This is a genomic window from Paraburkholderia sp. GAS82, assembly GCF_050436285.1.
Taxonomy (GTDB): Bacteria; Pseudomonadota; Gammaproteobacteria; order Burkholderiales; family Burkholderiaceae; genus Paraburkholderia; species Paraburkholderia phenazinium_B.
The window spans coordinates 277,009-300,721 of record NZ_JBNDLX010000003.1; the positions used below are offsets into that span (position 1 = coordinate 277,009).

The 23,713-nt window shown below is 63.1% G+C and carries 22 protein-coding genes; 7 read left to right on the forward strand and 15 right to left on the reverse strand.

The genetic code is table 11. From position 1 onward, the window contains the following. Positions 1 to 3: 3 nt before the first annotated feature. The 10 genes from P3T17_RS11615 to P3T17_RS11660 form a co-directional block, all read right to left on the reverse strand. Entirely contained in the window at positions 4 to 510 is a 507-nt protein-coding gene (locus P3T17_RS11615; protein ID WP_429406768.1) for a (2Fe-2S)-binding protein, read from the reverse strand. A 344-nt stretch (positions 511 to 854) separates the two neighbouring features. Continuing rightward, entirely contained in the window at positions 855 to 2,261 is a 1,407-nt protein-coding gene (locus P3T17_RS11620) for an amino acid permease (RefSeq protein ID WP_429406770.1), read from the reverse strand. 161 nt (positions 2,262 to 2,422) lie between these two features. After that, positions 2,423 to 3,079: a response regulator transcription factor RqpR gene (rqpR, locus tag P3T17_RS11625; RefSeq protein WP_074265903.1), complete on the reverse strand. Its 657-nt coding sequence runs from the start codon at positions 3,077 to 3,079 to the stop codon at positions 2,423 to 2,425. 10 nt (positions 3,080 to 3,089) lie between these two features. Then, positions 3,090 to 3,920 (reverse strand): sensor histidine kinase, encoded by an 831-nt coding sequence (locus P3T17_RS11630; protein WP_429406772.1) that lies wholly within the window; start codon positions 3,918 to 3,920, stop codon positions 3,090 to 3,092. A 571-nt stretch (positions 3,921 to 4,491) separates the two neighbouring features. After that, positions 4,492 to 5,262, reverse strand: a complete 771-nt coding sequence (locus P3T17_RS11635) for a ferredoxin--NADP reductase (RefSeq protein ID WP_074263095.1) — start codon at positions 5,260 to 5,262, stop codon at positions 4,492 to 4,494. Positions 5,263 to 5,774: 512 nt separating this feature from the next. Continuing rightward, on the reverse strand, positions 5,775 to 6,734 hold the full coding sequence (locus P3T17_RS11640; RefSeq protein ID WP_429406774.1) for an ABC transporter permease: 960 nt from the start codon (positions 6,732 to 6,734) through the stop codon (positions 5,775 to 5,777). A 61-nt stretch (positions 6,735 to 6,795) separates the two neighbouring features. After that, a complete protein-coding gene (locus P3T17_RS11645; protein WP_429287812.1) occupies positions 6,796 to 7,767 on the reverse strand; it encodes an ABC transporter permease in 972 nt (323 codons plus the stop codon). A 37-nt stretch (positions 7,768 to 7,804) separates the two neighbouring features. After that, positions 7,805 to 9,433, reverse strand: a complete 1,629-nt coding sequence (locus tag P3T17_RS11650; protein ID WP_429406775.1) for a sugar ABC transporter ATP-binding protein — start codon at positions 9,431 to 9,433, stop codon at positions 7,805 to 7,807. Positions 9,434 to 9,789: 356 nt separating this feature from the next. Continuing rightward, entirely contained in the window at positions 9,790 to 10,812 is a 1,023-nt protein-coding gene (locus P3T17_RS11655; RefSeq protein WP_074263099.1) for an ABC transporter substrate-binding protein, read from the reverse strand. 120 nt (positions 10,813 to 10,932) lie between these two features. Continuing rightward, positions 10,933 to 11,985, reverse strand: a complete 1,053-nt coding sequence (locus tag P3T17_RS11660) for a LacI family DNA-binding transcriptional regulator (protein ID WP_074263100.1) — start codon at positions 11,983 to 11,985, stop codon at positions 10,933 to 10,935. Positions 11,986 to 12,277: 292 nt separating this feature from the next. Here P3T17_RS11660 and P3T17_RS11665 point away from each other — a divergent pair, with 292 nt between their 5' ends. Beyond that, positions 12,278 to 13,246 carry an aldose 1-epimerase gene (locus P3T17_RS11665; RefSeq protein WP_429406777.1) on the forward strand — a complete coding sequence of 323 codons (969 nt, stop codon included), beginning with the start codon at positions 12,278 to 12,280 and terminating at the stop codon, positions 13,244 to 13,246. 129 nt (positions 13,247 to 13,375) lie between these two features. Here P3T17_RS11665 and P3T17_RS11670 read toward each other — a convergent pair whose 3' ends face one another. Both P3T17_RS11670 and P3T17_RS11675 read right to left on the reverse strand, forming a co-directional pair. Continuing rightward, positions 13,376 to 14,173: an endonuclease/exonuclease/phosphatase family protein gene (locus tag P3T17_RS11670; protein WP_074263101.1), complete on the reverse strand. Its 798-nt coding sequence runs from the start codon at positions 14,171 to 14,173 to the stop codon at positions 13,376 to 13,378. Positions 14,174 to 14,201: 28 nt separating this feature from the next. After that, positions 14,202 to 14,693: a hypothetical protein gene (locus P3T17_RS11675; protein WP_074263102.1), complete on the reverse strand. Its 492-nt coding sequence runs from the start codon at positions 14,691 to 14,693 to the stop codon at positions 14,202 to 14,204. A 323-nt stretch (positions 14,694 to 15,016) separates the two neighbouring features. On the opposite strand from P3T17_RS11675, the gene P3T17_RS11680 reads away from it, so the two are divergent. Further along, on the forward strand, positions 15,017 to 15,994 hold the full coding sequence (locus P3T17_RS11680; RefSeq protein WP_429406779.1) for an AAA family ATPase: 978 nt from the start codon (positions 15,017 to 15,019) through the stop codon (positions 15,992 to 15,994). Here the strand turns inward: P3T17_RS11680 and P3T17_RS11685 are convergent. Next, positions 15,991 to 16,263: a hypothetical protein gene (locus P3T17_RS11685; protein WP_429406780.1), complete on the reverse strand. Its 273-nt coding sequence runs from the start codon at positions 16,261 to 16,263 to the stop codon at positions 15,991 to 15,993. The genes P3T17_RS11680 and P3T17_RS11685 overlap by 4 nt on opposite strands. Between P3T17_RS11685 and P3T17_RS11690 the strand changes: the two genes are divergently transcribed. From P3T17_RS11690 to P3T17_RS11705, 4 genes are all read left to right on the forward strand, one after another. Further along, a complete protein-coding gene (locus P3T17_RS11690; protein ID WP_429406782.1) occupies positions 16,262 to 16,555 on the forward strand; it encodes a DUF4148 domain-containing protein in 294 nt (97 codons plus the stop codon). The genes P3T17_RS11685 and P3T17_RS11690 overlap by 2 nt on opposite strands. Before the next feature lie 283 nt (positions 16,556 to 16,838). Further along, positions 16,839 to 17,945, forward strand: a complete 1,107-nt coding sequence (locus tag P3T17_RS11695) for an NAD(P)/FAD-dependent oxidoreductase (RefSeq protein ID WP_074263105.1) — start codon at positions 16,839 to 16,841, stop codon at positions 17,943 to 17,945. A gap of 187 nt (positions 17,946 to 18,132) precedes the next feature. Further along, positions 18,133 to 18,444: a high-potential iron-sulfur protein gene (locus tag P3T17_RS11700; RefSeq protein ID WP_074263106.1), complete on the forward strand. Its 312-nt coding sequence runs from the start codon at positions 18,133 to 18,135 to the stop codon at positions 18,442 to 18,444. Positions 18,445 to 18,686: 242 nt separating this feature from the next. After that, complete coding sequence (locus P3T17_RS11705; RefSeq protein WP_429406784.1) at positions 18,687 to 19,976, forward strand: MFS transporter; 1,290 nt, start codon at positions 18,687 to 18,689, stop codon at positions 19,974 to 19,976. Positions 19,977 to 20,012: 36 nt separating this feature from the next. On the opposite strand, the gene P3T17_RS11710 is transcribed toward P3T17_RS11705, so the two are convergent. Continuing rightward, the gene (locus tag P3T17_RS11710) at positions 20,013 to 21,473 is read right to left on the reverse strand and encodes an amidase (RefSeq protein WP_429407199.1); all 1,461 of its coding nucleotides are present in this window, start codon (positions 21,471 to 21,473) and stop codon (positions 20,013 to 20,015) included. 40 nt (positions 21,474 to 21,513) lie between these two features. Then, positions 21,514 to 22,212 (reverse strand): dienelactone hydrolase family protein, encoded by a 699-nt coding sequence (locus P3T17_RS11715; RefSeq protein ID WP_074263108.1) that lies wholly within the window; start codon positions 22,210 to 22,212, stop codon positions 21,514 to 21,516. A gap of 249 nt (positions 22,213 to 22,461) precedes the next feature. Between P3T17_RS11715 and P3T17_RS11720 the strand changes: the two genes are divergently transcribed. Further along, positions 22,462 to 23,568, forward strand: a complete 1,107-nt coding sequence (locus tag P3T17_RS11720) for an NAD(P)H-dependent flavin oxidoreductase (RefSeq protein WP_429406785.1) — start codon at positions 22,462 to 22,464, stop codon at positions 23,566 to 23,568. Positions 23,569 to 23,713: the final 145 nt, after the last annotated feature.

Genomic DNA, 23,713 nt, shown 5'->3' on the forward strand with positions numbered 1-23,713 from the left:
TCCTTAGGCGGTGACTTTGTCGGTCGCCAGACTGGCAGCGCCGGACTTCATGCCGGCGGCCCCTTCGAGCACGGCCTTGACGATGTTGTGATAGCCCGTACAGCGGCACAGGTTGCCGTCGAGCTGGGCGCGTACATCCGCTTCGGTGAGATCGGGTTGACATTGGACCAGCGAGGTCGCACTCATCACCATGCCCGGCGTACAGAAACCGCACTGCAAGCCGTGGCAGGCGCGGAAAGCGGCCTGCATGGGATGCAGCTCGCCGTCGTTGGCCAGTCCTTCGATGGTCGTGATCTCAGCGCCTTCAGCCTGCACGGCGAGGATATTGCACGATTTGATCGCACGTCCGTTCAGATGAACCGTGCACGCGCCGCACTGGGCCGTATCGCAGCCGATGTGCGTGCCGGTGAGCCGGAGTTGATCGCGCAGGAACTGGACAAGCAGGGTGTGAGGTTCGATTTCGGCGGTAACGGCTGTGCCGTTCACCGTCAGACTGATGCTGATCGCCATGAACTGTCTCCTTTGTCGATCAGAGCTAGCGCCGTAGTGCTTGCTCTGGTCTCATGCAACATGGTTGCGAGGGGGATCGAGACCGGCGCGGGCCCAAATTCACTACCTTCCGCCTGCCTGCTACGAGGGCTCGCTTCGGTTTGTGCTTTTTATGGTTCCAGCGAAAAGTAAAGCACAAATCGGACGGGCGTGCTATCGGGGGAAATCGTCCGGCGGCTGGCATGCGGCGTGTGCAAGGGCGGCAAAGCATAAAAAACGGCACGCCGCGTGAGCAGGCGTGCCGTTTTCAGAAGGGTGAACGCCAGAGGCTTGCGTTCGCTGCTGCGGGGGGGGGGGGAGAGAGGCTAGTGGTCTTGCGTCCCGTGCGCGAGCTTCGAGTGCCGGCGTGAGTAACCGAAATAGATCGTCATGCCGATCAACAGCCAGATCACGAAGGCGACCCAGGTGACGAATTTCAGGTTCACCATCAGGAACAGGCACGACGCCACCGCAAGGATCGGCACCACCGGCACACCCGGGCAACGGAACGCACGCGGCAGTTGTGGATGCGTCTTGCGCAGGACCAGCACGGCGATCGACACCATCGAAAACGCCGCCAGCGTGCCGATATTGATCAGCTCCGCGAGCACGTTGAGCGGCACGAGAGCGCCGATCAAGCCGAAGAAAATGCCGACGAGCCAAGTGGTGAAGAACGGCGTCGCAAAACGCGGATGCAGGCGCGACAGCCTGGCCGGCAGAAGCCCGTCGCGCGACATCGCGAAGATCACGCGGGTCTGGCCGTAGGCCATCACCAGAATCACGGTCAGCATGCCGAGCACGGCGCCCAGATCGATAAAGCCGGCCACCCATTTTTCACCGGCCACCTGCAAGGCATACGACACCGGGTGCGAGATATTGGCGAACTGCGCCGACGGCATGATGCCCGTGACGACCGCTGCGACCGCGACGTACAGCACGGCACACACGCCGAGCGAGGCGATGATGCCCACCGGCAGGTCGCGTTTCGGATTCTTCACTTCTTCAGCCGCCGACGACACCGAGTCGAAGCCGATAAACGCAAAGAACATGACCGCCGCCGCACCGAACACGCCGTTCCAGCCGTTCGGCATGAACGGATGCCAGTTGGCGGGCGTGACATGGAACACGCCGACGCCGATCACCAGCAAGACCACGGTCACCTTGATCGCCACCATGATGTTGTTGATGCGCGCGGATTCGCGGATGCCAACCGACAGCAGCGCGGTGATAGCCATCATCACCAGAAAGGCGGGCAGATTGAAGAAGGTGGCGTGACCGGGCAGCGCGCCCGGCGCGGCCGACAGTGCAACCGGCAGCGCAATGCCGAAGCCCGACAGCAGCGACTGCAGATAACCCGACCAGCCCACGGACACCGCCGAGGTGGCCAGCCCGTATTCGAGCATCAGGTCCCAGCCGATGATCCACGCGGCCAGTTCGCCCAGCGTGGCATACGAATAGGTATAGATCGAACCGGCGACCGGAATGGTCGACGCGAACTCGGCATAGGCGAGCGCCGCGAAGCCGCAGGCGATGGCCGCGATGATGAACGACAGCATCAGGGCCGGGCCGGCCTGCACGGCGCCGGTGCCGGTCAGCACGAAAATGCCGGTGCCGATGATCGCGCCGACACCGAGGAAAGTGAGGTCAAGCGCGCCGAGGGTTTTCTTCAGGCCGCCGCTTTTGCTGCTGGCGGCGAGCATGTGCTCGACGCTTTTCTTGCGAAACAGGGACATTGGCGTGGGTTCTCCGGTAGTGCACGCGTCTTGCGCGCCGAATGTCGGGAAACCCGCGATTTTAGCGGATGCGCACCCCGATGCATTTTCGGGATGGCAGGCACGGCCTTGCGCCGTACCTCAAGCGTGTCTTATGTCCTTTGCGGTGCGCTTATGCCGCTTTATCCGGCCATGGCCGGATTGAGATCGACGAGCCGGTTGCTCATTACATAGAAGGTGAGTTCGGCGTTGTTGCGCAGCTTCATCTTCTCGAGCAGGCGCGTGCGGTACACGCTCACCGTCTTGACCGACAGCGACAGTGTGTTCGCAATGTCCGTCAGCCGCTTGCCCGAGGCGAGCATGCACAGCGTCTGGTATTCGCGGTCGGAAAGCTTTTCGTGCGGCAACTGCTCGCCGTCGAACGAAACGTAGTCGGCGAGCGCCTCGGCCATTGCCGGGCTGACATACTTGCGGCCGGCCGCCACCTGCTGGATTGCGCCGATCATCTGCGCGGCGTCGACCGTTTTCGACAGATACCCGGCCGCTCCAGCCTTCAGCGCGCGGACCGCATACTGGTCCTCGCGATACATCGAGAACATCAGTACCGCCGCGCGGGGCGCCTTGCGTTTGATGCGCTTGAGCACTTCGACGCCGTTCATGTCCGGCAGCGAGATGTCGAGCAGGATCACGTCGTACACATGCTTTGCCGCGGCAATGAGGGCCTCCGCGCCGGTTTCGGCCTCAGCCACATCGCTCGCGACGCCGCGGTCCATCAATAGTTGACGCACGCCTTGACGGACGACGGCATGGTCGTCCACGAGCAGGATACGCAGGCTCATGTTGGCGCGCTCACGAAGAAAGCGCGGCGGCGCCGGCCGCACGGCGTTCGATGCACGCCGCGTCGGCGAGCATGGCATTCCATGCGAAACGCGCGTGCACCGTGGTGCCGCGCGCTTGCGTGGCGCGCTCGCTGCGGCGGGTGCTGATCTGCACGCTGCCGTCGAACGCCGCACAACGGGCGCGCATGCCGGCAAGGCCGAAATGGCCCTGGCGCGTACGGGCGCGCGGCGCGAGGCCGACGCCGTCGTCGCTGACGACGAGCGTCAGATGGCGACGGCTGGCTTCGATGCGGACATCCGCAGCGCTGGCCCGCGCGTGCTTGGCAATATTGTTCAAGGCTTCCTGGGCGACCCGGAAAATCGCCAGCGCGGCGTCCGCCGGCAAGCGCGTGAGCCGCACGTCGGCAGCGCAGACGAAGCTGGTGCGCAGCTGGGTGCGCACGGCGAAGTCGCCGGCCCATTGCGAAAGTGCATTGACGATGCCCGCGTCGAGCGCGGGCGCATGAAGCTCAGCAACTGCCTGATGAGCGGCCTCACAGACCGTGTCGAGCGAGCGGCCGGCTACCTTGAGCGCGGCGACGCACTGCGGCGGCGCATCGGCGGGCAGCCAGGTTTCGATGCCGGCGAGCGCAAAACGCGTCGCGGTCAGTTCGGCGCCGACGCTGTCGTGCAGTTCGCGCGCCACGCGTTGGCAAGCGGCTTCCTGGGCGTGGATCAGTTCAGCGGACAGTTCGCGCACGCGGGCGCGCAGACTCGCGATCTCACGCTCGGCGCCGCTTTCTTCGCGGGCCATCAAAGGCGGGACATGCGCAGTGATCGGTACGACAGTCGACGTATCCATGACTCTCCCGCTCAGGATGCCTCTGGCACAGCAAACCGGGTGCGCATCGACGGCGCGAAGACGAGGGAACGCATGCGAATCTCTGGCCTTGTGATGTGCCCGCAACGCGTGGCCGCGACAGACAATTCGCGACAGTGTAGCGTAACGAAATTTACATTCGGTTACATATCGGATGTAACCCTGGTGGGCGCTATAGCAACCCATGATGCGCCGCGATCATATCTCAAAAAAAAAGAAAAGGAGCAGATAGAACAAGGGCTAGCGTGGGTTTTTTGCCCCAGGACTTTAACGCGGTTGACATGTCGATATGCATTTTGCACGTAGGAAAAAGGCTGACACGCCAGGTGAAGGCCGCTGTAGGATTTGTAACCGGTCGCGGTTGGCAGAGTTCTACCTGGTATGTGAGATTTTGGCAGTCACTGCGAGGGGCGCAGGGCGCCAAGAAGACGTGAAAAGTATCCGGATCCGCTAGCGCCAAAAAGCAAAAACCGGAGCGCGAAGGCTCCGGTTTCTTGAGGCTCAACCTAGTTGCGGTGAGCGGGGTGGCTTACGGCAGCTCTCGCCGCAGTGCTTAGCCCACGAACGCTTTTTCCACGACGTAGTGGCCCGGCGCGTTGTTGCTGCCTTCCTGGAAGCCCGCGTCGTCGAGCAGCTTGCGCGTGTCGCGCAGCATGTGCGGGCTGCCGCACAGCATGACGCGGTCGTTTTCCAGCGAGAAGCCGGGCACGCCGAGGTCGGCGAACAGCTTTTCGGTTTCGATCAGCTCGGTGATCCGGCCGCGGTTCTGGAACGCCTCACGCGTGACGGTGGGGTAATACAGCAGCTTTTCCTGTACCAGTTCGCCGAGGTGCTCGTGCGCCGGCAGGTGATCCGTGATGTATTCCTTGTACGCCAGTTCGTCGACGAAACGGCAGGTGTGCGTGAGCACGACGCGCTCGTAGCGGTCGTAAATATCCGGATCTTTGATGATCGACATGAACGGCGCGAGGCCCGTACCCGTGGACAGCAGCCACAGCGTCTTGCCCGGCAGCAGGTTATCCGCCATCAGCGTGCCGACCGGCTTCTTGCCGATCAGGACCTGGTCGCCCACCTTCAGATGCTGCAGGCGCGACGTGAGCGGGCCGTCCTGAACCTTGATGCTCAGGAATTCGAGGTGCTCTTCGTAGTTCGCGCTCGCGAGACTGTAGGCGCGGATCAGCGGCTTGCCGTCGACTTCGAGGCCGACCATCGTGAACTGGCCGTTTTCGAAACGGAACGACGGGTCGCGCGTGCAGGTGAAACTGAACAGCGTATCGGTCCAGTGATGGACGCTCAGGACGGTTTGTTGATTCAGGTTGCTCATGGCTTCTTGGATAGTGCGAAAACAAAAACGGCCAGACGAATAACCGGCCGGCACGGCAAGGGCGATGCTGCGCTAACCCTGTGGTTGACCGATTGCTTAAGGAAAAAATGATGCGCAATCCGCTATTTTACCGCGCTCGCCGTCCGCGGGTGGCGGCACGGTGGCTCTAGCGGTTGCCGGACTTGCGGCTCCGGCGTCGTAACGGCACGCGGCGAAGCACGTCGGCGGGGATACAGCCGGGGTTCAGCAGCGGTACGGCGAGGGGCGAAACTCGCGTGGGGCGATCGCCGTCCGGTGACCGGATCGCGGGCCGGCAGGCGCGCGTCCTGACAACAATTTTTGGGATGATACAGAAACCCGTCGCGCAGTGCAGCATTGACCCTGCTGCCGAAACTGGCAAAAGGTGAGGGAAATCAATGGAAAGGGCGCGGAATCGACGCTAAAGCGAGGGAAGTCGTGACTGGGCGCGGGCGTGGCGGACGGTGGGGCGTCCGCTGCCGTCCGGGCCGCGCTCAAGCCGTTACAGCCGCCCGCTTGCGACCGCGTTGCTTCAGCACGCGAGCCTGCATGACGATCACCAGCAGCAGGAACACGCCACGAATCACAGATTGCCAGTACGCCGAGAGGCTGATGAAGCCGAGCCCGTTTTCGAAGTTGAGCAGGTTGAACACCAGCCCGAGCAGCAGCACACCGGCAATCGTCATCGCAATCGAGCCTTCGCCGCCGGTCAGCAGCGTGCCGCCCAGCACTACGGCGGAGATCGCGAACAGCTCCCAGCCGACTCCTTCATTCGGCTGCCCGGCGCCGAACTGCGCCGCGAGTATCACGCCCGCCATACCCGCCAGCAAGCCGCTCACCGCATAAGCCGTCACCAGTGTGCGGTCCACGTTCAGCCCCATCAGGCGCGCCGCTTCCTCGCTACCGCCGATGGCGAGCGAATGCCGCCCGAAGCGCGTGCTGCGCAGCGCGAGCCACCCGGCCACCGCCGCGACGAGCGCGACAATGCCGGGAATCGGCATGCCGAACAGGTCGCCCTGGCCGAAATTGCCAAAATTCGAATCGGCGGCAATCGACACAGCGTCGTTCTTGCCGAGCAGCAGCGCGACGCCGTGTGCGCCGAGACTGGTGGCGAGCGTCGTAATAAACGGCAGGATCTTCAGACGCGTGATGATGATGCCGTTCACCACACCCACGATCAGCCCCGCTACAGAACCGGCCAGCACGGCGACCCAGCCGCCATAGGGGCTGGTGAGCGCGGCCACGATGCTGGACATCGCCGCCACGGTGCCCACCGACAGGTCGATGCCGCCCGTGATGATGACGAACGCCATGCCGACCGAAATCAGCGCAAACATCGAGTTGTAGCGCCAGAACGAATTGATGTTGTACGCCGAGCCGAAGTGTTCGTAGCGCACGAGCCCGAGCACCACGAGTGCGACGAGCGCGAGCAGGATGGGGAGATTCTTTTTCATCGCGTCGAGTCCGAAGTCTTTGTGAGCGCGCGCAGCGGGGTCGGCATGGTGGGAGTGGCTTTCAGCGCGAGCGCCGTTGCACGTACACGGCCGCAATGATGATGGCCGCCTTGACGACCAGCGCCGCTGCGTCGGGAATGCCATGCGCGAGCAGGGTGTAGCGCAGCAACTGGATGATCAGCGCGCCGATCAGCGTGCCGCCGATATACGCCTTGCCGCCCGTCAGCGCCGTGCCGCCAACCGCGACGGCGGCGATGGCATCGAGCTCGATGCCCAGGCCGACCACATTCGCATCCGAGGACGAATTCACCGAGATCGAAATCAGTCCCGCGAGGCCTGCCAGCGCAGCGCATATCGTGTAGGCGATCAGCTTGACGCGCGAAGTCGGTATGCCGCACAGGTACGCAGCCTTTTCGTTGCCGCCGGTGATGAGCAGGTACTGGCCGAACAACGTTTTGCGTACGACCCAGACAAACAGCGCGACCAGCGCGAACATCAGCAGCACCTGGAACGGCACGCCGCCCACCTTGCCAAGCGCGATCCATTGGAACGCGGGGTTGTCGAACGCCTGCAGGCTGCCGTCGGTCACCACCTGGGCGATGCCGCGCCCGGCGATGAACAGCACCAGCGTGGCGACAATCGGCTGGACAGAGAGCCTCGTCACCAGCAGCCCGTTGAACACCCCGCAGGCCGCCGCGGCGATAACCGGCAGCACGAATGCCAGCGCAATGCCGCCGGGCCCCGGGATATTCATGAACAGCATCGGCGCGAGCGCACCGGAAATCGCCATCGACGCGCCCACCGAGAGGTCGATGCCGCCCGTGGCCACCACCAACGTCATGCCGATGCCGACGATCACGATCGTCACCACCTGGGTCAGGTTGACGTTGAAAGTCTGCAGCGACCAGAAGTGCTGTGTGAACAGCAGGTTGAAGACCAGCATGGCCAGCAGCACGATGACTTCGCGCTGGATGGTCAAACGGTGGCGTTTCTTCGCGCGTTCCTGCGCGGCGCCGTCCGTGGTGGCGAGCAGGGCCGGCGAGGTTTCCTGACCTAACGACTTCAGCGACTTAAGCGCCATGACGGTCGCCCTCCAGCGCGTCTTCAATGTGGGCCGAGTGGGCGGCTTCGACGAGTTGCGACGAGCCGTCGCTGCCCCAGGCAATGGCGTCCATGATGCTGCTTTCGCTCATCTGCGCGCCGTTCAGTTCGGCTACCGTGCGACCGTCGCGGATCACGACGGCGCGATCGGCCACGGCAGTCAGTTCTTCCAGTTCCGAGGCCGACAGCAGCACCGCGAGCCCGGCGTCGCGCAGTTCGCGCACGATCTTCGCGACATCCGCCTTGGCGCCGACGTCGATGCCGCGGGTCGGCTCGTCGAGCAGCAGCAGCGACGGTTCGGCGGCGAGCCAGCGCGCGAGCAACACCTTTTGCTGATTGCCGCCGGACAGCTCGCGGATCGGCTGATCCGGCGAACGTAGCTTGATGCCGAGCGAGGCAATGAAACGCTCGACAATCGCCTGCTGCTTTTTCACATCCACGACGCCGTGTTTCGCGAGCGTGCGTAGACAGACAAGCGTGAGGTTGTCGCGCACCGACAGTTCGGGGACGATGCCGTCGCCTTTGCGGTCTTCGGTGAGGTAGGCGAGGCCACGGGCGATTGCATCCTGCGGCGACTTCAGTGTGACGGTTTCGCCACCGAGGGAGAGCGTGCCTTGCTCGAGCGGATCGGCGCCGAACATCAGCCGCATCGTCTCAGTGCGGCCCGAACCGAGCAAACCGGCGAGGCCCACGGCTTCGCCGGCGTGCACTTCGAGCGAGACGTCGCTGACCTTCGGATGCGCGCTCAGGTTGTGCGCCGCCATGACCTGTGCGCCACGGCGCGCAAGATTGGCCTCGCGCGCCGTGGCATCTTCCTGAACGACGGCGGCCAGCGTGCGGCCGAGCATCGTCGTCACGAGCTGCAGCTTGTCCATCTCGGCCATCGTGCTTTGTGCGACGGTCTGGCCGTCACGCATCACCGTGACGCGGTCGCACAACGCATAGAGTTCATCGAGCCGGTGCGACACGAAAATCACCGCACGGCCATCGTCGCGCAGCTTGCGCACCACGGTGAACAGCAATTCCACTTCGCGTTCGTCGAGCGACGAGGTGGATTCGTCCATGATCACCATCTTCGCGTCGGACGATACCGCGCGAGCGAGCGCAACCATCTGCTGAATGGCGGTCGAATAGCTGCGCACGGGTTTCTTCACATCGATCTGCAAACCGAACGATTCGAGCAGTGCAGCGGCGCGCTGCTGCACCGCGCGCCAGTCGATCAGACCGAAGCGGCGCGGCTCACGACCCAGAAATATGTTCTCGGCCACCGAGCGGAACGGCACCAGATTGATCTCCTGATAGATCGTGCTGATGCCCGCTTCGCGCGCTTCCTTCGGCGTGCGGAAATCGATCTCGCGGCCTTCGAAACGCACCGTTCCACCGCCGCGCCGGTAGGCGCCGGTGAGGATCTTGATCATAGTGGATTTACCGGCGCCGTTCTGGCCGATCAGCGCATGCACTTCACCTGCGGCGACGCTCAGATTCGCGTTGCGCAAGGCGGGCACGCCGCCGAAACTGATCTCAATGTCCTGCATCTCCAGCAGCGGCGAACGTCCGGCGCTGGGAGACGGCGGCGTAGGGCTGCCGGATTGCGTCACGTCAATTCTCCTGCTGCAGATACTGTACGGCGGGCGGCGGCGCGGCTCGTGCCACCTTCCCATAGTAGTCCGTAAGACAAAGCGAAGCGACGGCCCGTCGTGGCACGGGCACGTCGCTCCGAACCCTTCCCGTCCCCCTAGGAGACGTAAGAGGGACGTACTGCAGTGCGCTCCCGGCCCTAAAGGTGACCGCCTTCGGAGTCAGGAGCCTTCAGGTGTTCCGTGAACCCCAAAAGGGGACCACCTCTGGGATCGGAACACCCTGTCCGGTGCCGGACTCTGGGTGCGCCGGACCATCGGCATTGCCTGTCAGTTACGACACTCCCGATCAGGCGCGCAGACGGCCCGGGCCTGCATCAATAGCCGTACTGCATGTTCTGCTGCACGTTGCTCTTGTCGTAGAAGCGGTCCGAGACCTTGACCCAGGTCGGGATCTTTTCGCCCTTGGCGAATTTCTGCGCGACGTCACAGGCCAACGGGCCGAAGAACGGGCTCGACTGCACGCTTGCACCGAGTTCGCCGGCTGCGATGGCATCCATGCCGCCCTTGGTGCCGTCGATCGTCACGATCTGGATATCCTTGCCTGGCTGCTTGCCAGCGGCCTTGATCGCCGCAATCGCGCCCAGTGCCATTTCGTCGTTATGCGCGTAGACCGCAGTCACGTCCGGATGGGCTTGCAGCAAGGTTTCCATGACCTGGCGGCCCTTGTCACGCGAGAAATCGCCATCCTGCGACGCAATGATCTGCATGTCCGGATGCTTGGCGATCACGTCGTCGAAGCCCTTCTTGCGATCGTTGGCCGCGGAGGCGCCCGTTGTGCCTTCGAGTTCGATGATCTTCGCCTTGCCGTTGGTGGCCTTCACCAGCCAGTCGGCGGCGCGCTGGCCCTGATTGATAAAGTCGGAGCCGATGAAGGTGATGTAGTCCTGGCCCGGCTTGGCGACCGAGTGATCGACGTCACGGTCCACCAGAATCACCGGAATGCCGGCTTTCTTGGCTTGCAGGACGACCGGCGAGAGCGGCTTTTCTTCACGCGGCGGGAACACCAGCAGATCGACGTGCTGCGCGATCATGTTCTGGATGTCCGAGACCTGCTTGGCGTTCGAGCCGTTGGCGTCGGTGACGACCAGCTGCCAGCCGCACTTGGCGGCGGTGTCCTTCATGCTCTTGGTTTCCGCGAGACGCCACGGATTGTTGCTTTCGGTCTGGGCGAAGCCGACCTTCAGCGGAGTCTTGTTGGGGATCTTGGGCAGGGCATCGTCGGCGTGAGCCGTCGCGACGCCAAAGCCGAGTGCCAGTGCCACAAGGGATGCAGCCAGCGGGGATGCGGTCAGTTGATGAACCCGTTGTCCGCGCGACTGCCGTTTGAGCGATGCCATGTCTTCCTCCAGTACCTGGTGAGGTAGGTGTGTATTTGCTTTTTGTGCTTCTCCTGCCGATCGGCACTTGCGCGCCCCGTGACCGGACGTGCCGATTATTCCACTCGGAATTATTATCGGTCAATCACTAATAATATTAATTATGGGTGATTTTGCCTCGGTAATTACCCTCACTGAGGCGCGTTCGACGAGCGGGCCGTCGAGCTTCACCATGCGGTGCCGCACCGGTGCGCCGGCCGCGCGGTTCTGTTCCTCCTGCAGCAGGGTTTCGACTGCCCAGCGGCCCAGCTCGTAGTTCGGCAGCACCACGGTCGAGAGCGGTGGGTGCGTGTGGCGGGCAATTTCCTGGTCGTCGTAGCCGAGCACGGAAACGTCTTCCGGGACGCGCAGCCCTAGCTGCTTGATGGCCTCGATCGCGCCGAGCGCGGTCAGGTCGTTGGCGCAGAAGATCGCCGTCGGCGGATTCGTTTCGCGCATCAGGGAGAGCGTGTGTTCGAAGCCGAGACCCGAACTCCAGTCGCCGTCGCGCACGAGTTCAGGGGCGAACGGCAGGTCAGCGGTGGCGAGCGCGGTGCGATAGCCCTTCTGGCGGTCTTTCGACGCGTCCTGCCAGGGTTCGCCGTTGATGTAGGCGATGCGCCGGTGGCCGGCATTCAGCAGGTACTCGGTGGCGATATGGCCGCCCGCGACTTCCGCCGGCACCACCGACGACTGGCCGCCCTCGCTCGTGTAGCAGTTGAGCAGCACGGTCGGCACGCGCGAGAGCGCGGCGGGCAGCGTCACCTTGCGCGTGTAGACGGTTGCATAGATCACGCCGAACAGCTGCGGGTTCGACAGCGTGGTTTCGAGCACCTGCTGCTCGACGTCCGCGTTACCGTGAGTCGAGTAGACCGCCAGCATCTTGCCGCTCGCGTAGGCCGCGTCGCGGGCGCCGTCGATATTGACGACCGGGTGCGGACTCGTCGAGATTTCGTCGGCGAGATAGACGATCAGGTTGCGTTCGTCCTTGGAGGCAAAAACCGGTTCGCGCGGCGAGAGCCGGTAGCCGAGATCGTGGGCCGCCTTCAGTACCTTGTTGCGGGTGGTCTCGGAGAATTTCGCGCCGGTCGCGTTGTTCAGGACGAGCGAAACCGTCGACTGCGACACGCCAGTGAGTTTGGCGATGTCGGTCATCGTGGGACGGCGTTGAGTCGATTTTTTCATTGTGCGGGCCGTCCGGCAACGGCGGCTAAAGCAGGAATGCCCTCGGGCATGATCGTGATGACGGTACCACTAATAATATGCGGGCGGCAACGCGCAAAAACCCGTCATTTGGGAAGTCTAGAAAGGCGTCTTATTGCCTTTTGTGTGAATAGAATATTACTAATAATATTGACCTGAGGCGCGTAGCGTGCGATTCTCGGTCGCGCGGGCCCCGTGAGCGGACGTGGGTCGCATTCTGCCCGAGGCCTTGATTATTTTCACCATGCGCGATGTTTCCCTGAATCCGGTCCGACCATCTGCGGCAGACGCGTTCTCGCTGGACGATCCCAACCTGATCGCTCTGGCGAGCGGCGCGATGCGCGTGCTGGTCGCGCCGCATGTAGGCGGTGCGATTGCGGCGTACTACGAGGTCGCAGCAGCCGGACCGGTCCACTGGATGCGGCCCGCGACCGACGCTGCGCTCGCCGAACGCGATCCGCTGCGTATGGCAAGTTTCCCGCTGCTGCCGTATTGCAACCGTATCCGCGATGCGCGCTTCGTCTTCGAAGGCCGAACGGTCGATTTGGCCGGCGACGGCAACCGTTTCGCCCACGCGCTGCATGGGCACGCATGGCGTCGGCCGTGGCAGGTCGGCGCGGTGACGGCGAATTCGGTGGAGCTGCACTTCGAACATGAGCCTGATCCGCATGCGCAGGGTGACTGGCCGTTTCACTATCGCGCGACGCAACGGATCGAACTGGCGGGGGATACGTTGCACGTGACCTTATCCGCGCGGAATCTGGCTGGGCAGCCGATGCCGTTTGGCATGGGGCATCACCCGTATTACCCGCGCACCGCGGAAACCCGCGTATACGCGCAGGTTCAAGGGATGTGGCACGCCGACGGCGAGGTGCTGCCGACACATCTTGGCCCGCATCCGGCGGTCGATGCGATGCGCGAAGGCATGTCACCCGGTGCGTTCGATCTCGACAACAACTTTGCCGGCTGGTCGCGCAGCGCGACGATTGCGTGGCCCGACGAGGGTCGCCGGCTGACGTTGACGGCACAAGCGCCGTTTGATCATCTGGTGGTATTCGCGCCGGCTACCGAAGCGCTGCTGTGCGTCGAACCGGTTACGAACACCACCGATTGCTTTAACGCCACCGAACCGCGTGAGCACGTGGGTGGCTGTGTGTTGATGCCGGACGAGGAGATGACGGCGACGGTGAACTGGACGCCGCAGCGGGTCTAGGAGGATCGGCGAGGTGGCTCGGGCACTGGCTTGTACCGACGCAACTGGCCTGGTTACCGAGCCAGCTGCAGCGGTTTCGGCGCCTTCAGTGCCGCGCTCATCGTACCCGCCGTGCGGCGAGCGCGGCGCTCATTCCACCCGCAAACGCGCCATATACGGCAAATGATCGGACAGCCACGCGGTCTCCTGGGTGGGCTGGATCCATTCGACCGGTTTCATGCCGCGCACGAACATCTTGTCCAGCGCGAGCGCTGGTGAAAACGCCGGGAAGGTTCGGCCGGATTCGCCAAGCAACGTTGCCACCTCATGCATGCCATGTTCGCCGAAGAGCGGCACCGAGTCGTTGCGCCAGTCGTTGAAGTCCCCAGCCAAAACTAGCGGCCCTTCGGGCGCCTCTTTTGCAATCCAGTGCGCGATCCAGTGCATCTGCCTCAGCCGCGCCGCGCGCGTGAGCGCCAGATGCGCGCACAGCAACGTCACCGAATGACCCGCGAAAGTGGCGCGCGCCACCAGCAGGCCGCGCTTCTCAAAGCGATGTGCGGAGATGTCCCAGCGTCCGCCGAGATCGAGCGGGTGCGGCGAGAGAATTGCATTGCCATGCCGCCACGACGGCTTGAATACGTTCGGCCCGAGCGCGATCTGCAACTCCAGCGAGCGCGCGATTTCGGTAGCCTGACAATGCCAGATGTCGTCGAGCGGATCGCGCAACGGCGCGCCAAAGCCGCCCGACAACACCGGCGCCGGCATGCGCCGCGCCATCGCTTCCTGCAGAAAATAGGCGTCGGCGTGGGTCGACTGCACCCAGCGCTGCATCGCCTGCCAGGCCTGAAAGCCAAGCGGCGTGCGCCCCTTGTGCAGGTTCCAGCTTACTGCGATGAAATCCTTAGGCTGCGCGCTCTCGCGGATGAGTTCTTCGGGGTTTCGCATGCCGCGTGGTCCACGGTTTTCGTTGATATCAAGGGTGATTGGCGAGGCTGGCACGGACTCGATATACAAGGGTTGGATTCTTGTCGACGATTTGCCAGGTGGCCCATTGACCGGCCGGCACCTGCAGCCCCGGATGATTGGCCGCTACCTGACGCGGCTGTGGCGGCAACTTGCAACCGGTGTCGGTTTTCGGCGCGCTGTCGTCCTCGAGCGTTTCCTGCGCGTCGATTGCGAGCGTGACCTGATTGGCGTCGGCCTGGATCGGCGAGACGGTCAGCGTGCGCGACAGATCGATACTGCCGCCAGGCGCATCCTTGCAGCCGACATTGTGCTGCACCACCTGATGATGCGTGTCCGTGCGTGCCTGACCCACGGTTGTATCGGCCTCGAACGAGTCGATCTGCTGGCCGTCGCGCATCACCTGCAATTGCCAGTGCACGACCTGCTGAGCTGCAGGTTGCTGGGCCTGAGCGAGTAACGACGTGCCGCACAGTACGGCGACGAGACTGGTTTTCCACATGTTTGACGGCTCTCCGGGGTGTGGCGTCCAGCGTGATGAGACAGGCGCCCATCTTACGCCTGATGGTCGCAACCTCTTTCTGACACCGCTGCGCGGGCCGGGTTCAGCAATAGTCCATTTCAGATGGGGGCGGTCTCGTTCAAGCCAATGCCGGTTTCGCCGCAACGCGCCTGGCGTCTGGCTCGCGGCCCGACCGCCAGACTGGTGTTAGCAGCAGACCCGCACGGCTGCTGGCTTGCGCATGAATATTGCCTCGATACACTGGACTTGAAACGGCGCCGGGCCGGCGCCGCAGCCGCAAGACCAGTACGACGGGGTGATCTATGACAACAGCAATGGTCAAACAGGAAATCGCAGTGGCGTCGTTCAGCAAGGTCTACGACCTCGATCGGGTCGAAACCGCGTTGAACGATCTTGGCGAAGGCGCGAACGATGCGCTGCGCTCCACCTACGAAAAAATGCTGAAGACCGGCAATTTACGCTTTTGCGTGAAGCCGAACCGCATGCCGTCCATCGACGATCTGGTCGATGCGCTGCCGAACTTCAGCGAGCCGCTCGACGATGTGCGCAAACAGGTTGCGTTGTGCCTCGAAACCGAGGACCGGCTCGAACTGATGCCAATTCTGCTGCTTGGCGACCCCGGTATCGGCAAGACGCATTTTGCGAAGCAGCTCGCGCGCTTGCTGGGCACCGCGTATCACTACGTCGCGATGAGTTCGCTGACCGCGGGCTGGATTCTTTCGGGTGCATCGTCGCAATGGAAGAACGCGAAGCCCGGTAAAGTTTTCGATGCACTCGTGCATGGGAGCTACGCGAATCCGGTGATTGCCGTCGACGAAATCGACAAGGCCACGGGCGATTCGCAATACGATCCGCTGGGTGCGCTGTATGCGCTGCTGGAGCACGATACAGCGCAAACCTTTATCGACGAATTTGCCGAGATTCCGATCAATGCGGGGCACGTGATCTGGATCGCGACTGCTAACGACGCGCGCTCGATTCCCGAGCCGATTCTCAACCGGATGAATGTCTACGAAATTCCGCCACCGGATCTGGAAGGTGCACGCCGGATTGCCCAGTCGATCTATAACGAAATCCGCTCTGCGCACGGCTGGGGATTGCGTTTCCCCGTCGAACTCGGTGACGCTGCGCTCGACGCACTAAAGCACGCTTCGCCGCGTGAAATGCGCCGCGCGATTCTGAACGGCTTCGGTGCGGCGCGCATCGACGACCGTGACTGGATCGGCGCAGAAGATATCCGGCTGGATTACGGCAACCGGCGCAAACCGATCGGCTTCTAGGCGGCAGAATTTGCTTGCTGCACGACAACCGCCTTCGGGCGGTTTTTCATTGCCGGAGCTTGCGGAGAACTCGCGCGATCTCCAATCTCCATCGCGACGCCGGGCAAATCGCGATTGTTCTTCTGGGCGTAACTGTTAGTTGTTTCAATCAGAATGATTCTTTGATAGTCGGAGCCTACACTGGGTAATCCGAAATGCAGCGATGCGCGCCATGGCGACGCCGCTTCATTTCCGCCCCGAACAGTCCCGACGAATCTGGAATCCATCATGAAATTCGCTCCTCTTGCTGCCCTGCTGATTTCCGCTGCTGTTGCCTTGCCCGCCTTCGCAGGCGATGACACCGCGAACCCGGTTGCGAACGGTCCGAAGACGCGCGCCGAGGTCAAGGCGGAGCTGGCGCAAGCGCGCGCCGACGGTGAACTGAGCATGAACCCGAACGCGCCGGCGTATCCGCAGCAATTCGCGATGGGCGGCTATACCGTACCGCGCGCGCAGATCAACACCGTACACGCTAGCGCTCAAAGCAGCGCCTCACTCATCGGCACTGCTGTCCAGAATTGAGGACCGGGTGAGCGAAACGATGCCCACATGATTTGACCGCATTAACCCTTGACGGCGTACACTGAAGCCGTCCGGCATACAGACTCAAGATCTGGCACGCGATCCGATGCCCGCAGTCGTTGCGACTGCGGGCATTCGTTTCTGTGCTGCGTCGTAGAATTTTGTCTTGTGCGCAGGACGCGTTCGACAGCGAGCGGCGGGCGGCACGAGATAGCCGCGGCCGTTCTTCATCTTCATCAGGTGGACGAGGGGTCACGCGGTGCGGTAGGCCGCGTCAAGGGACATGGATCAGATCGAATGTGTAGTGATCGGGGCCGGCGTCGTGGGCCTGGCCATCGCGCGTGCTCTCGCGGCACGCGGTCGCGAAGTGATCGTGCTGGAGGGCGCCGAAGCCATCGGCGTGGGCACCAGTTCGCGCAATAGCGAAGTGATTCACGCGGGCATCTACTATCCGCGCGGTTCGGTGAAAGCGGCGCTGTGCGTGCGCGGTCGTGAAATGCTGTACGACTATTGCGAGGCGCACGGCGTGCCGCATTCGCGGTGCGGCAAGCTGCTTGTCGCAACCTCGCGCAACCAGATTCCGCAACTCGAAAGCATCATGGCGCGCGGCAAGGAAAACGGCGTGCTCGACCTGATGCGGATTGGCGGCACCGAGGCGCAAGCACTGGAACCGGCGCTCGAATGTGTCGAGGCAGTGTTCTCGCCGCGCACGGGCATCGTCGACAGTCATCAACTGATGCTGGCGATTCAGGGCGATGCCGAACGCGATGGCGCTGTGTGCGCGTTTCATGCACCGGTCGAGGCGATCGAGTCGAGTAACGGGCGTTTCGTCGTGAAAGTCGGCGGTGCCGCACCCACCACGATCAGCGCGGCGTCTGTGATCAACAGCGCGGGTCTGCAGGCCAATGCGCTCGCACGCAAGATTCGCGGACTCGACGCGCGGCATGTGCCGCCGCTGTATCTTGCACGCGGCAACTACTTCAGCATCTCGGGACGCGCGCCGTTTAGCCGCCTGATTTATCCGATGCCGAACGAGGCGGGTCTGGGTGTCCATCTGACCATCGATCTGGGCGGCCAGGCGCGCTTCGGTCCCGACGTCGAATGGGTCGATGCGATCAACTACGACGTCGATCCGCATCGAGCCGATTCCTTCTACGCGGCGATTCGTGCTTATTGGCCCGCGTTGCCCGATGGCGCATTGCAGCCGGCGTATGCAGGCATTCGCCCCAAGCTCTCCGGTCCTGGTGAACCCGCTGCGGACTTTGTGATTCAGGGGCCCGCTGCGCACGGCGTGCGCGGCCTCGTGAATCTGTTCGGGATCGAGTCACCTGGGCTGACGGCGTGTCTGGCGATTGCGCAGCGTGTCTGCGAAGTGGCAGGAGTGGCGTAGTTATCGAGGCGGCGCTGCAGGTTGATACTGCGGATTGAGCGCCGCGCCCGGCAACGGGCCGGCGTCGAACTACGAAATCGCTTATCTCTATCATTTGGACCGTCACGCGTTGGGGCTTCGTTGTTATGCTTGGGGATCGCTGTCGTTAGAACGGCGTTTAGTCCCATACAAAATGGAGTGAGTCCCCATGAAGTCATCCCGTCGTACGTTCCTGATTACGAGCATTGGCGTTGCGTCGACGCTCGCGTTGTCGCGCCAGGCTTTTGCCGACGCCCCAAAAGTCACCGAAGCCGATCCCACCGCCCAGGCGCTCGGCTACAAAGCCGACGCGACTCAGGTCGACAAGGCCAAGTATGCGAAGTACGCGGCCGGCCAGGCTTGCGGCAACTGCAGCTTTTATCAGGGCAAGGCAACCGATCCGTGGGGCGCCTGCCCGATGTTCGGCGGCAAGCAGGTGTCGGCCAAAGGTTGGTGCAGTGCATACAACAAGAAAGCGTAAGGCCCGGTAGGGTCCGTTCAGCATGCCTGTCGCGGTAAATTGCGCTGCAGCATGACGGCGCAATACTTGCAAAGATGTGCCAAGGCGTCCGTCACACCGAGTGGCCGGCGCCTTTTTGCTGCTTGAAAACCTTTACAGCCATCTTTACACTCGCAATGCATTTCGCATGGCGGCATTGCGTCGTCTCGCCGGGCGGCTTACGTTCAACACAGCGCGCAACACTTTTAAGGCTGGAGATCCTGATGCCGGCGTCAAAGAGCCTCAACACACGAGCAGTTGCAGCAGCGGTTATCGGCAATGCGCTCGAGTGGTACGACTTCACGGTCTTTGGCTTGATGACGGTGGTAATCGCGGAGCTCTTCTTTCCGGCCAGCAGCGATTACTCGTCGTTGCTTCTCACCACTGCGAGTTTCGGCGTCGCATTTGTCATGCGGCCGATTGGCGGCATCGTTCTTGGGCTTTACGCGGATCGTGCGGGACGCAAGGCGGCTTTGTCGCTGGTGATCGCGCTGATGACGTTCGGCATCTTGCTGCTGGCGATTGCGCCGCCCTATTCGGCGATCGGCATTGGCGGCCCTTTGATCATCGTGCTCGGACGTCTGCTGCAGGGCTTCTCGGCCGGCGGCGAGTTCGGCAGTTCGACTGCGCTGCTAATCGAAGCGGCGCCTTTCTCGAAGCGAGGTTTTTATGGCGGCTGGCAGATGGCAAGCCAGGCGGCCGCGCTGGTGCTGGGCGCCGTAGTCGGCGCATCGATTACGCACGGGCTCTCACCGGAAGCGCTCAAATCGTGGGGCTGGCGTGTGCCCTTCATACTCGGCCTCGTGATCGGGCCAGTCGGTTTTTATATTCGCCGCCACCTTGCCGACTCGGAAGCGTTTTTGCATGCCCAACAGACGGCCCGTCGCGCGACATTGCGTGAAGTTCTTTCGGGCCACGGTCGCGAAGTGGTCTGCGGACTCGGCACGGTGATCGCGCTCACGGTCACGATCTACGTATTGATCAGCTATCTGCCGACTTTCGCAGTGAAGCAACTGAAGCTGCCCTATGCGCAGTCGTTCTATGCGGTGATCGTAGGCAACCTGCTGCTGATGGTGCTCTCGCCGCTGACCGGTGCATGGTCCGATCGCATCGGCCGCAAAGGGCTATCGATCTGGTCGCTGGTGTTGACGCTGATCCTGATCTACCCGCTGTTCTCCTGGCTCGCCGGGTCGCCGAGCGTGGCGAAACTGGTCCTCGTGCAAGCGATTCTGTCGATCACGCTGTCCGGTTACTACGGCCCATTTGGCGCCATGATTGCCGAACTGTTTCCCGCCAATGTGCGTTCGACCGGGCTCTCGCTCGCCTACAACATTGCGGTGATGCTGTTCGGCGGCTTCGGTCAGTTGATCGTTACGTGGCTTACCCAAACCACGGGCTCGCCGCTCGCGCCAACCTACTACGTCATGGCAGGTCTCGCACTGTCGATCGTGGCGCTTGCCTATACGCCAGGCATGCGCCACGCCGATCTCGACGCGCGTCGCAAACACGCATGAGCTAGCGATGCTGTGCGCAGAGAAGCTTAGATACCGCTAGATGCGTGCCGGCATTAAAGGCGGTCTTCTGGAGAACCAGGGACGTGCGGTTTCAAGTTGCGCGGCCAGGCGCAACAATGTCGCTTCGCCACCCTCACGCGCCGCGAATTGCACACCCACCGGCAAGCCACGGGCATTCCAGTAAAGCGGCACCGACATCGCGGGCTGTCCGCTCAGATTGAATATCTCGGTGCAGCCGGCCCAGGCGAATGCCTTGTCGGCGGCTTCAGCGAGCATTCTTTTCAGGAGCGCCTCGATTGGCATCGTGACGACCGCACGCATCTGCATGCGCTCGCTTGCGCTCGGTTGCATCTCACCGATCTTGATCGGCGCGGAGGCCAGCGTCGCGCACAGGATCACGTCGTAGCGCGACAGCAGATCGGTCAGCTTCGCGGTGATGCGGCGTTGTTCCTCGAGCGCGGCAGGCAATGCGCGTTCGCCGAGCTTGCGGCCGATTTGCGCCATCGCCCACGTGGCGATTTCGAACTCTTCGCGCATCGGTTTGCGACCGGTGATGCGATCCGCGTTGAGCACCATGTCGCGCGTGGTCACCGAACACAGCATCAGGAACGCATGGCGGACTGCTTCGAAATCGATGCCGAGCGAGACCGGCTCCACGTGATGACCGAGCGATGCTGCGAGTTTCGCCGCGTCGTCGAGCGCCGCGCGTACGTCGGCTGATAACGTGGGTGCCAGCATCGGCTCGGTCACATAGGCAATCGTCAATGGCCGGCACGGCTCGCTCACCGCGCCCAGAAACGTACCGGGCGTGCCGATGGCGCCTTGCTGCGTTTGCCCGGTCACGAGGTCGAGCAGCAGTGCGCTGTCGCGCACGCTGCGCGAGATGGCGTGATCGACGCCCAACTCGCCGGCCCCGGGCGCATGCAAACCCGGCACCAGTCCGCGCGATGGCTTAAGACCAAAGAGACCGCAGCAGGAGGCAGGAATGCGGATCGAACCGCCGCCGTCGGAAGCATGCGCCAGCGGCACGATACCGGCTGCGACTGCAGCGCCCGCTCCGCCGCTCGAACCGCCCGGCGTGTGATCGAGACTCCACGGATTGCGGCAAGGGCCGAACAGCTCGGGCTCGGTGTAGGGCATCTGACCAAGTTCCGGCGTGTTGGTCTTGGCGAAGATGTTAAGACCTGCGGCGCGCGCCAAGGCAACCACCGGCGCGTCTTCGGTGGGCACGAAGTGCCGGTAGTGGCGACTGCCCATCGACATCCGCAACCCCGCCACCGGCGCACCCAGATCCTTGATCAGATAAGGTACGCCCGCGAGCGGGCCGTCGCCGAGCGCACTTGCATCATCGCGCGACGCGCGTTCGCGCGCGGCCTCGTAGTCCTTAAGAACGATCGCGTTGATCGCGGGGTTGGCCGCTTCGGCGCGAGCGATGGCGATGTCGAGCAACTCGCGCGCGCTGGCCGCGCGCGTGCGCACCAGCTCGGCGAGACCCATCGCGTCATGGGCGAGGTAGTCGGAGAGCACGCCGTGCCGCTTACAGACGTTCGCCGAGGAACGTCAGCGTGCGGCCGTGGGCCAGCGCTGCGGCGTGCTGGTTGTACGACGCGCGGTCGGTGCAGTTAAAGCCGTGATCGGCATTCGGATAGATGTGGAATTCCGCATCGCCACGGCCGGCGAAACGTTCCTGCACCTGACCCACCGCTTCCAGAGGAATGCCGTGGTCGAGCTCGCCGTAGTGAAACTGCATCGGCACCTTGATCTTCGCGGCTTCGTCGAGCAGATTCTGGATGCCGCCGCCGTAGTAGCTCACGCCCAGGTCGATCGTGTTTTGCGCGGCAGTCAGATAGGCGAGCCGGCCGCCGAAGCAATAGCCGATCGCCGCCACCTTGCCGGTCACTTCCGGCATCGCGCGCAGAGCGGCCGCCGTTGCGCTGATGTCGGCCACGGCCAGACCCACGTCGGTCTTTTGCAGGATTTCGATCCCCTTGTCACGGTCGGCGCCGACATAGGTCAGTTCGACGCGCGGCTGGGTACGCCAGAAAATATCCGGCGCGAGTGCCACGTAGCCATCTTGCGCGTACTGTTCGGCGACCGCGCGAATATGGCTGTTCACACCGAAGATTTCCTGAATGATGATGACGGCCGGTCCCTTGCCGCTTTTGGGCAGCGCCAGATAACCCTCGAAACTGTCGTCGCCGGCGGGAATGTCGATCCAACGGGTAGTCACGCTCACGTCACTCTCCTTCAAATTGCGGTAGGTGCAAGCGGGCAAAGCCCGCGGCGGGCGGTCAGTTTGCCACTAAAAGAAAGGCCGTGCAGAGCGGCCAGACGCGGCGCGCGCTGCCTCCTTGCCGGGCCCCGCTTTCTCGTTCGACGATGGAAACGTTCTCGATAATTCATTTTTCGGCGTTACGGCGCTCCAGTAGAGTCGTCAGCATCAGCCCACGCGCGATGTGGGCACCCCATGCCGAAGGACGTCATCATGAGTAACGTACATCGTTTCGCCTCGCCGTTTGCCGAACGTTTCGATCTGCGCGTGCCGGTCGTGCAGGCGCCGATGGCGGGTGGCCCGACTTCACCCGCCATGGTCGCCGCCGTTTCGAATGCGGGCGCCCTCGGGTTTCTCGCCGCCGCGCCTTTTACCGCGGAGAAACTCGCCAGCGAAGTGGCGGCGATTGGCGCGCTCACCAGGCGCCCATTCGGCGTGAATCTGTTCGTGCTGGAGCCGTCGGCACCGGACGACGCCACCGTGCGCCGCGCGCTGAGTGCCATCGATCCTTTGCGCGCCGAACTGGGACTGCCGCCAGGCCAGCCGCTCGCGCGCTACGCCCCCGACTTCCGGGAACAATTGGACATGCTGATCGAATTGCGCGTGCCGGTGGTGAGTTTCACTTTCGGTTTGATCTCCGCGCAGGATGTCGAGCGTCTGCACGCGGCCGGCAGTTATGTAATCGGCACGGCGACGCATACGGCCGAAGGTGTCGCGTGGCGCGATATCGGCGCCGATGCGATCGCCGCGCAAGGCTCCGAAGCGGGCGCGCATCGCGGCACTTTCATCGGCCGCTTCGAGGATGCGCTGGTGGGCACGATGGCGCTGGTGCCGCAACTGGTCGACGCCACCGGTCTGCCGGTGCTGGCCGCGGGCGGCATCATGGATGGACGCGGCATCGTGGCCGCGCTTGCGCTTGGGGCTCAAGCCGCGCAAATGGGCACCGCGTTCCTCACCTGCGCCGAAAGCGCGATTCCCGCAGACTGGAAGACCCGCGTGCGCACGTTGGCCGATACGGCGACCGAGGTGACCCGTGCCATCACCGGCCGGCATGCACGCGGCATACGCAATCCGTTGATGCAGCAGTTGAGCGAACAGCCTGGAAACGTTGCGCCGTACCCGGTGCAAAACGCGCTGACGCACGAATTGAGGCAGACAGCGAGCCGCGCCAATAACGGCGACTATCTGTCTTTATGGTCGGGGCAGGCCGCGCCGCTCGGAAGCAAGCGTAAGGAAGGGCTGCCCGCGGCGGAACTGGTCGAACAGTTGCACGCGGAATGGCGTGAGGCGGCCTCGAATATCGCCGCTCTTGCTGGATAAATTGCGTAGCGTCGACCGGGGTATCGGGCCGGTGTCGCATCCGTGCGATGGCGCTATCGTTTGCGCCGCTCAATCCTTATTCCGCGAATTAATGGCATAGCCCCGAAAAACCTTTACCCAGCCTTCGCGACAAACCACCCGGTTT

Bases quoted from the DNA above. Each gene is read 5' to 3' on its own strand.
- P3T17_RS11695 (WP_074263105.1), top strand. From the start codon at position 16,839: ATGGATCAGATCGAATGTGTAGTGATCGGGGCCGGCGTCGTGGGCCTG.
- P3T17_RS11680 (WP_429406779.1), top strand. From the start codon at position 15,017: ATGACAACAGCAATGGTCAAACAGGAAATCGCAGTGGCGTCGTTCAGC.
- rqpR (WP_074265903.1), bottom strand. From the start codon at position 3,079: ATGAGCCTGCGTATCCTGCTCGTGGACGACCATGCCGTCGTCCGTCAA.
- P3T17_RS11685 (WP_429406780.1), bottom strand. From the start codon at position 16,263: ATGATGGATTCCAGATTCGTCGGGACTGTTCGGGGCGGAAATGAAGCG.
- P3T17_RS11665 (WP_429406777.1), top strand. From the start codon at position 12,278: ATGCGCGATGTTTCCCTGAATCCGGTCCGACCATCTGCGGCAGACGCG.
- P3T17_RS11630 (WP_429406772.1), bottom strand. From the start codon at position 3,920: ATGGATACGTCGACTGTCGTACCGATCACTGCGCATGTCCCGCCTTTG.
- P3T17_RS11690 (WP_429406782.1), top strand. From the start codon at position 16,262: ATGAAATTCGCTCCTCTTGCTGCCCTGCTGATTTCCGCTGCTGTTGCC.
- P3T17_RS11635 (WP_074263095.1), bottom strand. From the start codon at position 5,262: ATGAGCAACCTGAATCAACAAACCGTCCTGAGCGTCCATCACTGGACC.
- P3T17_RS11640 (WP_429406774.1), bottom strand. From the start codon at position 6,734: ATGAAAAAGAATCTCCCCATCCTGCTCGCGCTCGTCGCACTCGTGGTG.
- P3T17_RS11670 (WP_074263101.1), bottom strand. From the start codon at position 14,173: ATGCGAAACCCCGAAGAACTCATCCGCGAGAGCGCGCAGCCTAAGGAT.
- P3T17_RS11655 (WP_074263099.1), bottom strand. From the start codon at position 10,812: ATGGCATCGCTCAAACGGCAGTCGCGCGGACAACGGGTTCATCAACTG.
- P3T17_RS11720 (WP_429406785.1), top strand. From the start codon at position 22,462: ATGAGTAACGTACATCGTTTCGCCTCGCCGTTTGCCGAACGTTTCGAT.
- P3T17_RS11710 (WP_429407199.1), bottom strand. From the start codon at position 21,473: ATGGGTCTCGCCGAGCTGGTGCGCACGCGCGCGGCCAGCGCGCGCGAG.
- P3T17_RS11660 (WP_074263100.1), bottom strand. From the start codon at position 11,985: ATGACCGACATCGCCAAACTCACTGGCGTGTCGCAGTCGACGGTTTCG.
- P3T17_RS11615 (WP_429406768.1), bottom strand. From the start codon at position 510: ATGGCGATCAGCATCAGTCTGACGGTGAACGGCACAGCCGTTACCGCC.
- P3T17_RS11675 (WP_074263102.1), bottom strand. From the start codon at position 14,693: ATGTGGAAAACCAGTCTCGTCGCCGTACTGTGCGGCACGTCGTTACTC.
- P3T17_RS11620 (WP_429406770.1), bottom strand. From the start codon at position 2,261: ATGTCCCTGTTTCGCAAGAAAAGCGTCGAGCACATGCTCGCCGCCAGC.
- P3T17_RS11705 (WP_429406784.1), top strand. From the start codon at position 18,687: ATGCCGGCGTCAAAGAGCCTCAACACACGAGCAGTTGCAGCAGCGGTT.
- P3T17_RS11700 (WP_074263106.1), top strand. From the start codon at position 18,133: ATGAAGTCATCCCGTCGTACGTTCCTGATTACGAGCATTGGCGTTGCG.